This window comes from Pseudomonas sp. TE3552 (assembly GCF_056278945.1).
Genome location: NZ_JBWBQJ010000001.1, coordinates 191,361 through 205,411, shown reverse-complemented (window position 1 = coordinate 205,411; position 14,051 = coordinate 191,361). Strand labels below are relative to the sequence as shown.

Sequence of the window (14,051 nt, the reverse complement as noted above, 5' to 3'; positions counted from 1 at the left end):
CTTAAATCCACAACTTCTTGAAGTCACGACCGCCGAAGATCAGGTTGACCATCGCGCGGGTCACCATGATGGCCGTGAACATCGAGGTAAAGATCCCGAGGGACATGGTCACGGCGAAACCCTTGACCGGGCCGGTGCCCATGGCAAAGAGAATCCCGCCCACCAACAAGGTTGTCAGGTTGGCGTCGAGAATCGCGGTGAATGCCCGGCCGAAGCCTTCGTTGATTGCCCGTTGTACGGTCATGCCGGCCGCGATCTCTTCACGTATCCGCGAGAAGATCAGAACGTTGGCGTCGACCGCCATACCCATGGTCAATACGATACCGGCGATGCCCGGCAGGGTCAGCGTTGCCCCCAGCAGCGACATCAAGGCCAGCAGCATCACCATGTTCACCGACAGCGCGACGGTGGCGATGAGGCCGAAGAAGCGATAGATGGCCATGATGAACAGCGAGACAAACAGCATGCCCCACAGCGATGCATCGATACCTTTGGTGATGTTGTCGGCACCCAGGCTTGGGCCGATGGTGCGCTCTTCAGCGAAGTACATCGGTGCCGCCAGACCACCGGCACGCAGCAGCAGCGCCAGCTCGGACGATTCACCCTGGCCGTTCAGGCCAGTGATGCGGAATTGGGCACCCAGCGGCGACTGGATGGTCGCCAGGCTGATGATCTTCTTCTCTTCTTTAAACGTCTGAACCGGCACGTCTTTCTCGACGCCGTTGACCACTTGCTTGACGTAAGTGGTGACCGGACGCTGTTCGATGAAGATCACCGCCATGCTGCGACCGACGTTACTGCGAGTCGCACGACTCATCAGCTCGCCGCCGTGGCCATCCAGACGGATGTTCACTTCTGGTGTGCCATGCTCGCCGAAGCCCGCCTTGGCGTCAGTCACCTGGTCACCAGTGATGATCAGGCCACGCTCGATCAACGCTGGAGGACGCTTGCCTTCACGGAACTCGAATTCCTCGGAAGTGGCTTTCGAAGCGCCAGGTTCAGCCGCCAGACGGAACTCCAGGTTGGCCGTCTTGCCGAGGATACGCTTGGCTTCTGCAGTGTCTTGCACGCCCGGCAGCTCAACCACGATGCGGTTGGCGCCCTGGCGCTGAACGATAGGTTCGGCAACACCCAGCTCGTTGACGCGGTTACGTACCGTGGTCAAGTTCTGCTTGATGGAGTATTCGCGGATTTCCGCCAGCTTGGCCGGGGTCATCGCCAGACGCAGTACCGGTTGGCCATTGAGGTCTGCCGGAACAATGTCGAAATCGTTGAAGTTCTTGCGGATCAGCGCACGGGCCTGCTCGCGGGAGTCTTCATCAGTAAAGCCCAGCTGAATGGCACCGCCCAGTTGCGGCAGGCTGCGATAGCGCAGCTTCTCTTTACGCAACAGGCTCTTGACGTCGCCTTCGTAGACTTTCAGGCGTGCGTCGAGGGCTTTGTCCATGTCCACTTCCAGCAGGAAGTGCACACCACCGGACAAGTCCAGGCCCAGCTTCATCGGGTGCGCGCCCAGGCTGCGCAGCCATTGCGGGGTAGTTTGCGCCAGGTTCAGTGCAACGACGTAGTCATCACCCAATGCCTTGCGCACGACGTCTTTGGCTGGCAGCTGGTCTTCAGCCTTGGCCAGACGGATCAGACCACCCTTGCCGTTTGCCGCCAGCGTGGCCGCCTTGACGTTGATCCCGGATTCCTTGAGCGCGGTGCTCACACGGTCCAGATCAGCCTGATTGACCTGCAGTGCAGTGCTTGCACCGCTGACCTGAATGGCCGGGTCATCAGGGTATAGATTGGGAGCGGAATAAATCAGACCGATCGCCAGCACCGCCAGGATCAGAATGTATTTCCACAGAGGGTATTTGTTCAGCATCACGCCGCCCGCTTATGACGCGGGGCGCCTTGCGCGCCCCGTCGATTGAGTAGAAGTTGAAACTTAAATCGCTTTGAGCGTGCCTTTTGGCAGCGTGGCGGCGATAGCGCCTTTCTGGAATTTCATTTCGACGGTGTCGGAGACTTCCAGAACAACGAAGTCGTCGGACACTTTGGTGATCTTGCCGGCGATACCACCGGTGGTCACGACTTCGTCACCTTTTTGCAGGCTGCCCAGCAGGTTTTTCTGCTCTTTGGCGCGCTTGGCCTGTGGACGCCAGATCATCAGGTAGAAGATGACCAGGAAACCGACCAGGAAAATCCACTCAAAGCCGCCGCCCATTGGGCCTGCCGCAGGTGCAGCAGCGTCAGCCATGGCATTAGAGATAAAAAAGCTCATTTAGCACTCCAGTTGCAAATGTTGAATCTTGGGGTCAGAAAACTCAGTCCAAAGGCGGAACAGGTAACCCGCGTTTGGCGTAGAAGGCATCGACAAAGGCGGCCAATGTACCCTGTTGAATAGCCTCGCGCAAACCAGCCATAAGCACCTGGTAATGGCGCAAATTGTGGATGGTATTCAACATGCTACCCAGCATTTCGCCGCACTTGTCCAGATGATGCAGGTAAGCGCGGGAGAAGTTCTGGCAGGTATAGCAATCGCAGGTCGGATCCAGCGGCGAATCATCATGGCGATGGAACGCGTTACGGATCTTCAGCACGCCTGTATCAATGAACAGATGCCCATTGCGGGCATTACGGGTTGGCATCACGCAATCGAACATGTCCACACCGCGGCGCACACCCTCAACCAGATCTTCCGGTTTGCCAACGCCCATAAGGTAACGAGGTTTGTCAGCCGGCATCTGACCCGGCAGGTAATCCAGCACCTTGATCATCTCGTGCTTGGGTTCGCCCACCGACAGACCACCGATGGCCAAACCATCGAAGCCGATCTTGTCGAGGCCTTCCAGCGAACGCATGCGCAAATCCTGGTGCATGCCACCCTGCACGATGCCGAACAGCGCCGCCGTGTTGTCGCCATGGGCGTTTTTCGAACGCTGGGCCCAACGCAGCGACAGTTCCATCGAGACGCGAGCGACGTCTTCGTCGGCCGGGTACGGGGTGCATTCGTCGAAAATCATCACGATGTCCGAGCCCAGGTCACGCTGGACCTGCATCGACTCTTCCGGCCCCATGAACACTTTGGCGCCGTCGACCGGAGAGGCGAAGGTCACGCCCTCCTCCTTGATCTTGCGCATGGCGCCCAGGCTGAACACCTGGAAACCACCGGAGTCGGTCAGAATCGGGCCTTTCCACTGCATGAAATCGTGCAGGTCGCCGTGTTTCTTGATCACTTCGGTGCCAGGACGCAGCCACAAGTGGAAGGTGTTGCCCAGAATGATTTGCGCGCCGGTGGCGACGATATCCCGCGGCAGCATGCCCTTGACCGTGCCATACGTGCCCACCGGCATGAAGGCCGGGGTCTCGACGGTACCGCGCGGGAAGGTCAAACGACCGCGACGCGCCTTGCCGTCGGTGGCTAGGAGCTCAAAGGTCATGCGACTGGTGCGACTCATTCTGTTTCCTCTGGGCCTGTTTGTTTAGGGGCAGTAGGTGCGGGATTACGGGTGATGAACATCGCATCACCGTAGCTGAAAAAGCGGTATCCGTTGTCGACGGCAGCCTTATAGGCGGCCATGGTCTCGGGATAACCGGCGAACGCCGAAACCAGCATCAACAGCGTGGATTCGGGCAAATGGAAGTTGGTGACCAGGGCATCGACCACATGAAACGGCCGGCCCGGGTAGATAAAGATATCGGTATCGCCACTGAACGGCTTGAGCACGCCATCGCGCGCGGCACTTTCCAGGGAACGCACGCTGGTGGTCCCCACGGCCACCACACGACCACCGCGAGCGCGGCAGGCTTCGACTGCATCGACCACGTCCTGGCCGACTTCCAGCCATTCGCTATGCATGTGGTGATCTTCGATCTTCTCGACGCGCACCGGCTGGAAGGTACCCGCGCCCACGTGCAAGGTCACGAATGCGGTCTCGACGCCCTTGGCGGCAATCGCCTCCATCAGCGACTGATCGAAATGCAGCCCCGCCGTCGGCGCCGCCACCGCGCCCAAGCGCTCGGCGTACACCGTCTGATAACGCTCGCGGTCCGAGCCTTCGTCCGGGCGGTCGATATAAGGAGGCAACGGCATGTGCCCGACACGATCGAGCAGCGGCAACACCTCTTCGGCAAACCTCAGCTCGAATAACGCATCGTGACGCGCCAGCATCTCAGCCTCGCCACCGCCGTCGATCAGGATCTTTGAACCCGGCTTGGGCGACTTGCTGGAACGCACATGCGCCAGCACGCGATGACTGTCGAGCACCCGCTCCACCAGAATTTCCAGTTTGCCGCCGGAAGCCTTCTGGCCAAACAGCCGCGCCGGAATCACCCGGGTATTGTTGAACACCATCAAATCGCCCGGGCGCAAATGCTCAAGCAAATCAGTGAATTGACGGTGTGCCAGGGCGCCGCTGACCCCGTCCAGGGTCAACAGGCGACTACCGCGACGCTCAGCCAATGGATGGCGAGCAATCAGCGAATCAGGGAGCTCAAAAGTAAAGTCAGCAACGCGCATGATGGGGTTCGTCTAGCAGGGCCGGGAAGTCTAGCGGAAATATCAAAAATTCTCCATGTACCTGATTGACCAACGGTTATCTCATCTCTATACTTCGCCGCCATTGAGCCCTGATGGCGGAATTGGTAGACGCGGCGGATTCAAAATCCGTTTTCGAAAGGAGTGGGAGTTCGAGTCTCCCTCGGGGCACCAAAATTAAGAAAGGTCTTGCTTTGCAAGGCCTTTTTTTTCGTCTGTAGAAAAGTGACCTCGCCCCGGCGCCCCGTAGGAGCTGCCGAAGGCTGCGATCTTTTGATCTTGTCTTTTCGGTGCTACAGCCCCAAACCGCTCGCTAACGAATCAAGGATTCACACAATGGAATTGCCACTGGAAACCGTTGCCCTTTTCGCCCTCAAGCTGGCTTATGAGACGGAAGGTGAAAGTCCGATTTTGCGGGACGATCCGATCATGAGTGATTATGAGCGAGAGGTGTTTGGGTTGTTGGTGCGTCGGGGTGATATTGAGGCTATCCAGTTTAGAGTGGCGCAATGCGTGGGTTTGGCGATGGATGCTTTAGGTGGTGTTGATACACCGTTGGGGTGTGAGCTGCACAGGTTGGCAGCCGATTTCAGCAATGCGCGGACGATGGAGCAACTTGATATGCCTCTCATTGCACTTAAGGGTTACTTGAAAGATATTCAGTGAATGATGATGCAGCGTGTACACCAGGCGTTTCCGTCTTGTGCTTTTCGGGGCTTTCCATATTTTCAAACTAGAACTCGACCCGTTGATAAACCCCTTCAGCGCCCACATTGTGGCCAAAACCACATGACTCACCGGCCGTGCGCGTTACCGTGAACAGGCCTTTTTTAATGTCGAAGTCGTAGGCACAGTCGCCATTGTCTTCTTCACTCATGGCGTAATGCGCCTTGCCGTTATCAACCGCTAATACCGTTGAAAATTCACCGATATTGGGGCCGTAGTACATCGCCATCAGGCCGGCGTAATAACCCTGGAAATCAACTTTGTATTGCTGGCCTTGTGGCTTGATCGTCATGGTGTTCCATAACGCCGCCCCGGCATATTGCCAATATTGCCCTTCTGGCTGACTCGAAAGCTTCTCAAGCGAGTTTTCGATTTCGCCATCGATTTTGCCAAGGTTGAAGATCGACTTTTTGTCGTCTGGCAGGATGCTCAGCCACGCCCGGGCCTTCAGGTAATTGCCTTCATGGATGTAGGTGAGTGCTACGTTATTGTAGGCTAGGGCAATTTTCTCTTCGTCCAGCTGACAGCTTTCAGACCAGCCAGCCTGCCGCTCATATTGTTCCCGAGCCTTGGCGTACTGTTTGAGCTTGTAGTACTTCCCGCCCTCGGCGGAATACTCGCTGATCTTGAGGCAATTGGCGGTCGCTTGTTCCTCGGTAATATCCGCTTGAGCAAAAAACGGAGTGATGAGAAGCAGGAGGATCGCTCCAATCTGTATGAAGCGGCACCATTTAATGTCCATATTATTTCTCTGTTTGAACGTCGACCCTTGGTTCTGATCGCAGCAATAACCGGGAAAAAGTGACGGCATAGCGCCTTCACTCACGAAGTGACCGAAGGCGATTGGGATGACCTGTGCCCCACCCCACCTGCACCGGCAACACCACCAGCGCTTCCAACCCGCCCTTCGCCCGATTACGCAGCCGTAATTCTCCGCCATGCTCCAGCACAATTGCCCGCGCCGCCGACAACCCTAAACCAACCCCACCGGTGCTCTTGTTCCGCGACCCTTCCAGACGAAAAAACGGTGTAAACACCTGTTCAAGACTGAACTCAGGAATACCCGGCCCACGATCCAGTATTTTGATCCGCACCTGTCCATCACCTAGGATCAGTTCAACCGCCGGCTCACTCCCGTACTTGATCGCGTTATCCAGCAAGTTGGTAATCACCCGTTTAAGCCCTAACGGACGCCCGAAATACACCAACCGCAGCGGCCCGCTGAACGTAATGTCGACTCCCTGATCCCGGTAATCATCAAGCAACGTTTGCAGCAGTTCCGCCAGATCAAACTGGGTCGCCGGTTCAAGCCGCGCATCATCACGAAAGAACTCCAGCGCCGAGTTGATCATCGCCTGCATTTCATCCACGTCACGAAACAACCGTTGCTGTTGCTCGTGGTCTTCGATGAATTCGCCTCGCAAGCGCATCCGCGTTAAGGGCGCGCGCAGGTCGTGGGAGATGGCGGCGAGCATTTGTGTACGGTCGCGGATGAAGTGCTGCAGCTGGGCCTGCATGGCATTGAACGCGAGAATCGCCTGGCGGATTTCGTGGGGGCCGAGCGGTTCGATCGGCGGTGCGCGGAAGTCCACGCCGAAGCGTCGGGCACCTTCGGCAAAGTGCTGCAACGGTGTGGCAAGGCGCCGGGTGGCGATCAGTGCGACCAGTGCGGTGGAGATCAGCACCAGCAGGATGACGATCAGGTAGCGTGGCGCTTCGTCGAGCCCCCAACTGCGCGAGGGTGCGGAGAACATCAGCCATGATGAATCCGATAGCTCGATCAGCAGCGCGTAATGCGCGTCCGCCGTGTGCTCCGTCCAGTCGGCCGGTTCATAGGCTTCGATGCGCCGGTCAGGGGCTCTGAGCATCGGCTGCAGGATGGTCGAGCCGATGTCAGTCTTCGGATCGTCCACTGCAGGCAGATTGAGATCGCGCCTATCAGGATGCCAAGTGACAGTGAAGCCGCTCTCGTCGGCTGCTTGCGCCAATTGATTGCGCAGTGGCACCGGAGCGGCCTCGATGACGCGGGTGATGGCCGCGGCTTTTTCCAGCAAACCGATCTCGGTCAACGGCGGGCGCGCCCACACCCCGGCCAGTTGGATAAACAACCCGTTGAGCGCCAGTGAAATGAGCATGGCCAGGATGATCGTCAGCGCGATCCAGCGCGCAACCGTATCTTGCGGCCAGTCTCGGGCGCGAATCCGCTTCAGCCAGCTCATCGCCGCGTCACGCTGGGTGTGAACAGGTAACCGCCGTTGCGCACGGTGCGAATCATCGCCGGCCGCTTGGTGTCGGACTCGAGCTTGCGTCGCAGGCGGCTGACCTGAACGTCGATGCTGCGATCGAACGCGTCATGGCAATGCCCGCGCGCCAGGTCCAGCAATTGCTCGCGGGTGAGAATACGCTGCGGGTGTTCGACGAAGACCAGCAGCAGGTCAAACTCACCGGCCGACAGCGGGATCATCACGTTGTCCGGCGAGCGAAGTTCACGGCGGGTGACGTCCAGGTGCCAGTCGGCGAAGTCGATCAGCGGCCGTGGCCGCTCCTGCGACACCGGACGACGCTCGTCCACGCGACGCAACACAGCACGCACCCGGGCCAGCAGTTCACGGGCGTCGAAGGGTTTGGTCAGATAATCATCGGCACCTAGCTCCAGGCCGACCACCCGATCACTGAGTTCACCCATGGCGGTCAGCATGATCACCGGTATTGCGTGTCGAATCCGCAGTTGCTGACACAGGATCAGCCCGCTGTCGCCCGGCAACATCACGTCCAGAATGATCAGATCTGGCGCCTGGCGCTCTATGGCCGCCCACAGCGACGCACCGTCTGTGGCGACCTCGACGCTGTAGCCGTGCTGCACGAAGAATTTTTTCAATAGATCGAGGACTTCAAGGTCGTCGTCCACAATTAAAAGGCTGTTCACCAAAGGTCACTTAAGGGGCGAATGGAACCGACATCTAAAACCATTCACGGCTGCTCGTCATATATTTCAACTCTGCAATAAAACATCAGCATCGCAATAAACCAGACATCTTTGCGCAAGGCTTGGAGCTCAGCATCACGGCGAATTCTTCCTGAGACTTGCGTCCATGTTGCCTTTCAAGTGTACTCCCTGGCTGGCCCGCAACACCTCAATTGCCGTGTTGGCCGCAGGGTTGACAGGTTGCAGCAGCCAGCCGCCGTCCACCACCGACGTAGCCTGCGCCGACATCGGCTATTCGGTGTACGACCCGGCGGAACCGTTCAATCGCGGAGTCTTCGCGTTTAACCGGGTGGTTGATGATTACGCCCTGGCGCCGGTCGCGCGCGGCTACCGCTACACGCCGGACTTTTTCCAGACCGGTGTGCATAACTTTGTAGCGAACTTTGGCGAACCGAAGGTCTTTATCAATGACCTGTTGCAAGGCAACCCGATGCGCTCGGTCAATACCCTGGGGCGTTTCGCGCTCAACACCACGGTCGGGGTGGTGGGTTTGATCGACGTCTCCGGCATGGCCGGTATCCCGCGCCACGACTCGGACTTCGGCCAGACCTTCGGCGTGTGGGGCATCGGCAACGGCCCGATCGTCGAGCTGCCATTGCTCGGGACCTCCAACAGTCGCGACGCCGCCGGCCGCGTACTCGGCTTTGTGGTCGATCCGTTCGGCAGCAATAGCGATACCGTGGAGACGCTGTCCACTATCAGCACTGTCGGTGGCATCGTCGATGGTCGGGCAGAAGCCTTACCGCTGACCGACAGCCTGCAAAAACTGCCGGACTATTACAGCGCGCTGCGTAATGTGGTGGCCGAGCATCGTGCTGCTTACGTGGCCGATGGCAAACAAGGCTCGCCAGAGAACACCACTCCTAAATGCGCAGGAGCACCGGCCGATGGGTTCTGAAAGCAATAGCCTGACTCTGCAGCAACGGGTGATCCGGGACGACCCGGCCAATCTGCACTGTCGGGAAATCACCCTGCGCCTGTCAGCGGACTGTCGCCAACTGGTGCTCACCCGCTACACCGAACACTACGGCCAAGCGGTGGTGCGTTGGATCGAACGCAGCCATACGGTGTCAGTGGCCGAACTGTTGCGCTGGCTCGTGGCCAATGGCGAGGTGGAGGTCATGAGAGCGAGCAGCCAGTCGCAGTCTTGATTTCAGGGGGATGACACGGAGGATGGAAATCTTCCGGTCGTCATCCCGCCCGAAGCCTACAGCGAAACCGAGACAAATCAGTTTCCCCTCGTACAGTTGCTGCAGCCTTTAGCAATCAGGCTCGCACATAAACCCAGGCGTTGATACCGGACTTGAGGGTCACACTGACGCGTTTATAGTCCGCCACCTCGTATTCATCGGCCGCGGCCAGCTCCTGGGCTGTGATCTCGAAAACAGTACCGGCGATCTCGTCCGACAGGTCGCCACTCTCCTGCACGATGGGATGATGGGTTTTCCCACTCATGGCCAGCACTGCTGGATCGGCTATCTCGACCAGGTTCTGCTTGTAGCCTGGCAGTCTATCCAGACGCCCTTTCAACTCGCGCCCGAAGGTAGACCGCTGAACGGCCTGATCCTGCAAGGTACCGTAGGAGAACAGCAAAACCGGTTGCTCTGTTTGGTCAGGCATGAGGTTTCCTCGATCAAATAAGCAAATCTTCGTAGAACGCTCCGAAAGGGCGCTCAGGGTGGGCGATCTGGATTTCCAGAATCCATAGGCCGGTCGTCGGGCATGTGTCTAAATCCCCGAGGTCGCCGCCACGGTGAATCGCATGAGGAAAATCGCAGACTCTGTGGCCTTTGATGTCCAGATTGAGCTTCCACCCCATGGCTTGCGCCTGGTAGGCCGCATAGCTGTAAAGCTCCATGCCGGATACCCGCTCGCCGCGCCAATACCCTTCAACACGATTGAAGAGCTCTCTTGCGGCCGCGGCACAGGCAATCATTTCCGGGTCGGAACCCGTGGTGAAAGTTGCCCCTGCATCACCTTCGTGCCCTTGCCAGACTGCGCCCATGTCGATGAAGAAAATGTCTTTGTCACCCAGTACAGGATCGCCATCGGAGCGCTGTTTGAACGTCTTGAGTGTGTTGGCGCCAAAGCGGATCAGCAGTGGATGCCAGATTCGATCCATGCCAAGTTCGGACAGGATCTGTTTGCCTCGCAACTGGGCTTCAGACTCGCGCATACCGGGAGAAATAACCCGAGCGATCTGTTCAATGGCCTTCCAGGTCATCTGCTGGGCGTGGCGCATCGTTTCCAGCGCGTAACGCTCGCCTACTGCCTCTTTGCCGCTCAGGACCATTGTCATCAGTCATTCCCTTTATAAGAAAGCGCAGGCTCATACGCTATATAGTTTTATATATTGCGATATTCAATAATAAAAATATAGACATGACCCTGGCTTCAATTCATCGCCATGACGCCTGAGCGAGACTGTGACAACCGGAAGCGGTCCGATGATGCTGTACGAACTTTCCTGCGGACAAAACAAAACCCCTACCTGCAGATGCAGATAGGGGTTTCGGAATTTAATCTTGACGATGACCTACTCTCACATGGGGAAACCCCACACTACCATCGGCGATGCATCGTTTCACTGCTGAGTTCGGGATGGGATCAGGTGGTTCCAATGCTCTATGGTCGTCAAGAAATTCGGGTACCGAACCGTCTTTCGACGCTTCAGCAAATTGGGTATGCGATAGTTTGTGTGTTTACTTCTCGAACTTTCGGTTCATTGCGTCTTCACACACCGCAATCTGGTGCCCTTTCGCTCTTCAGCTCGAAGCCTACAAATTGCTTGGGTGTTATATGGTCAAGCCTCACGGGCAATTAGTATTGGTTAGCTCAACGCCTCACAGCGCTTACACACCCAACCTATCAACGTCGTAGTCTTCGACGGCCCTTCAGGGGACTCAAGGTCCCAGTGAGATCTCATCTTGAGGCTAGTTTCCCGCTTAGATGCTTTCAGCGGTTATCTATTCCGAACATAGCTACCCGGCAATGCCACTGGCGTGACAACCGGAACACCAGAGGTTCGTCCACTCCGGTCCTCTCGTACTAGGAGCAGCCCCTCTCAAATCTCAAACGTCCACGGCAGATAGGGACCGAACTGTCTCACGACGTTCTAAACCCAGCTCGCGTACCACTTTAAATGGCGAACAGCCATACCCTTGGGACCGGCTTCAGCCCCAGGATGTGATGAGCCGACATCGAGGTGCCAAACACCGCCGTCGATATGAACTCTTGGGCGGTATCAGCCTGTTATCCCCGGAGTACCTTTTATCCGTTGAGCGATGGCCCTTCCATACAGAACCACCGGATCACTAAGACCTACTTTCGTACCTGCTCGACGTGTCTGTCTCGCAGTCAAGCGCGCTTTTGCCTTTATACTCTACGACCGATTTCCGACCGGTCTGAGCGCACCTTCGTACTCCTCCGTTACTCTTTAGGAGGAGACCGCCCCAGTCAAACTACCCACCATACACTGTCCTCGATCCGGATAACGGACCTGAGTTAGAACCTCAAAGTTGCCAGGGTGGTATTTCAAGGATGGCTCCACGCGAACTGGCGTCCACGCTTCAAAGCCTCCCACCTATCCTACACAAGCAAATTCAAAGTCCAGTGCAAAGCTATAGTAAAGGTTCACGGGGTCTTTCCGTCTAGCCGCGGATACACTGCATCTTCACAGCGATTTCAATTTCACTGAGTCTCGGGTGGAGACAGCGCCGCCATCGTTACGCCATTCGTGCAGGTCGGAACTTACCCGACAAGGAATTTCGCTACCTTAGGACCGTTATAGTTACGGCCGCCGTTTACCGGGGCTTCGATCAAGAGCTTCGCGTTAGCTAACCCCATCAATTAACCTTCCGGCACCGGGCAGGCGTCACACCCTATACGTCCACTTTCGTGTTTGCAGAGTGCTGTGTTTTTAATAAACAGTCGCAGCGGCCTGGTATCTTCGACCGGCGTGGGCTTACGGAGCAAGTCCTTCACCCTCACCGGCGCACCTTCTCCCGAAGTTACGGTGCCATTTTGCCTAGTTCCTTCACCCGAGTTCTCTCAAGCGCCTTGGTATTCTCTACCCAACCACCTGTGTCGGTTTGGGGTACGGTTCCTGGTTACCTGAAGCTTAGAAGCTTTTCTTGGAAGCATGGCATCAACCACTTCGTGTTCTAAAAGAACACTCGTCATCAGCTCTCGGCCTTAGAATCCCGGATTTACCTAAGATTCCAGCCTACCACCTTAAACTTGGACAACCAACGCCAAGCTGGCCTAGCCTTCTCCGTCCCTCCATCGCAATAACCAGAAGTACAGGAATATTAACCTGTTTTCCATCGACTACGCTTTTCAGCCTCGCCTTAGGGACCGACTAACCCTGCGTCGATTAACGTTGCGCAGGAAACCTTGGTCTTTCGGCGTGGGTGTTTTTCACACCCATTGTCGTTACTCATGTCAGCATTCGCACTTCTGATACCTCCAGCAAGCTTCTCAACTCACCTTCACAGGCTTACAGAACGCTCCTCTACCGCATCACCTAAGTGATACCCGTAGCTTCGGTGTATGGTTTGAGCCCCGTTACATCTTCCGCGCAGGCCGACTCGACTAGTGAGCTATTACGCTTTCTTTAAAGGGTGGCTGCTTCTAAGCCAACCTCCTAGCTGTCTAAGCCTTCCCACATCGTTTCCCACTTAACCATAACTTTGGGACCTTAGCTGACGGTCTGGGTTGTTTCCCTTTTCACGACGGACGTTAGCACCCGCCGTGTGTCTCCCATGCTCGGCACTTGTAGGTATTCGGAGTTTGCATCGGTTTGGTAAGTCGGGATGACCCCCTAGCCGAAACAGTGCTCTACCCCCTACAGTGATACATGAGGCGCTACCTAAATAGCTTTCGAGGAGAACCAGCTATCTCCGAGCTTGATTAGCCTTTCACTCCGATCCACAGGTCATCCGCTAACTTTTCAACGGTAGTCGGTTCGGTCCTCCAGTCAGTGTTACCTAACCTTCAACCTGCCCATGGATAGATCGCCCGGTTTCGGGTCTATTCCCAGCGACTAGACGCCCTATTAAGACTCGCTTTCGCTACGCCTCCCCTATTCGGTTAAGCTCGCCACTGAAAATAAGTCGCTGACCCATTATACAAAAGGTACGCAGTCACCCAACAAAGTGGGCTCCCACTGCTTGTACGCATACGGTTTCAGGATCTATTTCACTCCCCTCTCCGGGGTTCTTTTCGCCTTTCCCTCACGGTACTAGTTCACTATCGGTCAGTCAGTAGTATTTAGCCTTGGAGGATGGTCCCCCCATATTCAGACAAAGTTTCTCGTGCTCCGTCCTACTCGATTTCATGGCCAAGAGATTTTCGCGTACAGGGCTATCACCCACTATGGCCGCACTTTCCAGAGCGTTCCGCTAATCTCAAAGCCACTTAAGGGCTAGTCCCCGTTCGCTCGCCACTACTAAGGGAATCTCGGTTGATTTCTTTTCCTCAGGGTACTTAGATGTTTCAGTTCCCCTGGTTCGCTTCTTAAGCCTATGTATTCAGCTTAAGATAACCATCTTATGATGGCTGGGTTCCCCCATTCAGACATCTCCGGATCAAAGTCTGTTTGCCGACTCCCCGAAGCTTTTCGCAGGCTACCACGTCTTTCATCGCCTCTGACTGCCAAGGCATCCACCGTATGCGCTTCTTCACTTGACCATATAACCCCAAGCAATCTGGTTATACTGTGAAGACGACATTCGCCGAAAATTCGCGATTAAACTCACAAATTTTACCTTAGCCTGATCCGTTACCAGTGAAAGTAACGTTCAGTCTATCTTT

12 protein-coding genes, 1 tRNA gene and 2 rRNA genes are annotated in these 14,051 nt (G+C 56.3%); 4 read left to right on the top strand and 11 right to left on the bottom strand.

What is annotated here, in order from left to right; translation table 11 throughout:
• Position 1: 1 nt before the first annotated feature.
• The 4 genes from secD to queA form a co-directional block, all read right to left on the bottom strand.
• On the bottom strand, positions 2-1,870 hold the full coding sequence (gene secD / locus ACZ9BB_RS00940; RefSeq protein ID WP_476212147.1) for a protein translocase subunit SecD: 1,869 nt from the start codon (positions 1,868-1,870) through the stop codon (positions 2-4).
• A gap of 63 nt (positions 1,871-1,933) precedes the next feature.
• Complete coding sequence (gene yajC / locus ACZ9BB_RS00935) at positions 1,934-2,269, bottom strand: preprotein translocase subunit YajC (protein WP_008014002.1); 336 nt, start codon at positions 2,267-2,269, stop codon at positions 1,934-1,936.
• 43 nt (positions 2,270-2,312) lie between these two features.
• Entirely contained in the window at positions 2,313-3,428 is a 1,116-nt protein-coding gene (gene tgt / locus ACZ9BB_RS00930) for a tRNA guanosine(34) transglycosylase Tgt (protein WP_476218163.1), read from the bottom strand.
• 14 nt (positions 3,429-3,442) lie between these two features.
• Positions 3,443-4,507, bottom strand: a complete 1,065-nt coding sequence (queA, locus tag ACZ9BB_RS00925) for a tRNA preQ1(34) S-adenosylmethionine ribosyltransferase-isomerase QueA (protein WP_476212146.1) — start codon at positions 4,505-4,507, stop codon at positions 3,443-3,445.
• A gap of 107 nt (positions 4,508-4,614) precedes the next feature.
• On the opposite strand from queA, the gene ACZ9BB_RS00920 reads away from it, so the two are divergent.
• Together ACZ9BB_RS00920 and ACZ9BB_RS00915 are read left to right on the top strand one after the other, a co-directional pair.
• Positions 4,615-4,699, top strand: a tRNA-Leu gene (locus ACZ9BB_RS00920).
• A 162-nt stretch (positions 4,700-4,861) separates the two neighbouring features.
• Positions 4,862-5,191, top strand: a complete 330-nt coding sequence (locus ACZ9BB_RS00915; protein WP_476212145.1) for a hypothetical protein — start codon at positions 4,862-4,864, stop codon at positions 5,189-5,191.
• 67 nt (positions 5,192-5,258) lie between these two features.
• Here the strand turns inward: ACZ9BB_RS00915 and ACZ9BB_RS00910 are convergent, their stop codons facing one another.
• From ACZ9BB_RS00910 to ACZ9BB_RS00900, 3 genes are all read right to left on the bottom strand, one after another.
• The gene (locus ACZ9BB_RS00910; RefSeq protein WP_476212144.1) at positions 5,259-5,993 is read right to left on the bottom strand and encodes a tetratricopeptide repeat protein; all 735 of its coding nucleotides are present in this window, start codon (positions 5,991-5,993) and stop codon (positions 5,259-5,261) included.
• 76 nt (positions 5,994-6,069) lie between these two features.
• Positions 6,070-7,470, bottom strand: a complete 1,401-nt coding sequence (locus ACZ9BB_RS00905; protein WP_476212143.1) for a sensor histidine kinase — start codon at positions 7,468-7,470, stop codon at positions 6,070-6,072.
• The gene (locus ACZ9BB_RS00900; protein WP_476212142.1) at positions 7,467-8,177 is read right to left on the bottom strand and encodes a response regulator; all 711 of its coding nucleotides are present in this window, start codon (positions 8,175-8,177) and stop codon (positions 7,467-7,469) included. Before ACZ9BB_RS00900 ends, ACZ9BB_RS00905 begins: the two co-directional genes overlap by 4 nt.
• 166 nt (positions 8,178-8,343) lie before the next feature.
• On the opposite strand from ACZ9BB_RS00900, the gene ACZ9BB_RS00895 reads away from it, so the two are divergent.
• Positions 8,344-9,135, top strand: coding sequence for an MlaA family lipoprotein (locus ACZ9BB_RS00895; protein ID WP_476212141.1), 792 nt, complete (start codon positions 8,344-8,346; stop codon positions 9,133-9,135).
• A complete protein-coding gene (locus tag ACZ9BB_RS00890; RefSeq protein ID WP_476212140.1) occupies positions 9,125-9,388 on the top strand; it encodes a hypothetical protein in 264 nt (87 codons plus the stop codon). The genes ACZ9BB_RS00895 and ACZ9BB_RS00890 overlap by 11 nt, the downstream gene beginning before the upstream one ends.
• Before the next feature lie 115 nt (positions 9,389-9,503).
• Here ACZ9BB_RS00890 and ACZ9BB_RS00885 read toward each other — a convergent pair whose 3' ends face one another.
• The 4 genes from ACZ9BB_RS00885 to ACZ9BB_RS00870 all read right to left on the bottom strand — a co-directional run bounded on the left by ACZ9BB_RS00885 (position 9,504) and on the right by ACZ9BB_RS00870 (position 13,928).
• Positions 9,504-9,857, bottom strand: coding sequence for a gamma-glutamylcyclotransferase family protein (locus ACZ9BB_RS00885; protein WP_476212139.1), 354 nt, complete (start codon positions 9,855-9,857; stop codon positions 9,504-9,506).
• 13 nt (positions 9,858-9,870) lie between these two features.
• Positions 9,871-10,536, bottom strand: a complete 666-nt coding sequence (locus ACZ9BB_RS00880; RefSeq protein ID WP_476212138.1) for a M24 family metallopeptidase — start codon at positions 10,534-10,536, stop codon at positions 9,871-9,873.
• A 224-nt stretch (positions 10,537-10,760) separates the two neighbouring features.
• Positions 10,761-10,876: ribosomal RNA gene (gene rrf, locus ACZ9BB_RS00875) — 5S ribosomal RNA — on the bottom strand.
• A gap of 160 nt (positions 10,877-11,036) precedes the next feature.
• Positions 11,037-13,928, bottom strand: a 23S ribosomal RNA gene (locus ACZ9BB_RS00870).
• Positions 13,929-14,051: the final 123 nt, after the last annotated feature.

Coding starts and splice junctions, on each gene's coding strand:
- secD (WP_476212147.1), bottom strand. CDS start 1,870: ATGCTGAACAAATACCCTCTGTGGAAATACATTCTGATCCTGGCGGTG.
- yajC (WP_008014002.1), bottom strand. CDS start 2,269: ATGAGCTTTTTTATCTCTAATGCCATGGCTGACGCTGCTGCACCTGCG.
- tgt (WP_476218163.1), bottom strand. CDS start 3,428: ATGACCTTTGAGCTCCTAGCCACCGACGGCAAGGCGCGTCGCGGTCGT.
- queA (WP_476212146.1), bottom strand. CDS start 4,507: ATGCGCGTTGCTGACTTTACTTTTGAGCTCCCTGATTCGCTGATTGCT.
- ACZ9BB_RS00915 (WP_476212145.1), top strand. CDS start 4,862: ATGGAATTGCCACTGGAAACCGTTGCCCTTTTCGCCCTCAAGCTGGCT.
- ACZ9BB_RS00910 (WP_476212144.1), bottom strand. CDS start 5,993: ATGGACATTAAATGGTGCCGCTTCATACAGATTGGAGCGATCCTCCTG.
- ACZ9BB_RS00905 (WP_476212143.1), bottom strand. CDS start 7,470: ATGAGCTGGCTGAAGCGGATTCGCGCCCGAGACTGGCCGCAAGATACG.
- ACZ9BB_RS00895 (WP_476212141.1), top strand. CDS start 8,344: ATGTTGCCTTTCAAGTGTACTCCCTGGCTGGCCCGCAACACCTCAATT.
- ACZ9BB_RS00890 (WP_476212140.1), top strand. CDS start 9,125: ATGGGTTCTGAAAGCAATAGCCTGACTCTGCAGCAACGGGTGATCCGG.
- ACZ9BB_RS00885 (WP_476212139.1), bottom strand. CDS start 9,857: ATGCCTGACCAAACAGAGCAACCGGTTTTGCTGTTCTCCTACGGTACC.
- ACZ9BB_RS00880 (WP_476212138.1), bottom strand. CDS start 10,536: ATGACAATGGTCCTGAGCGGCAAAGAGGCAGTAGGCGAGCGTTACGCG.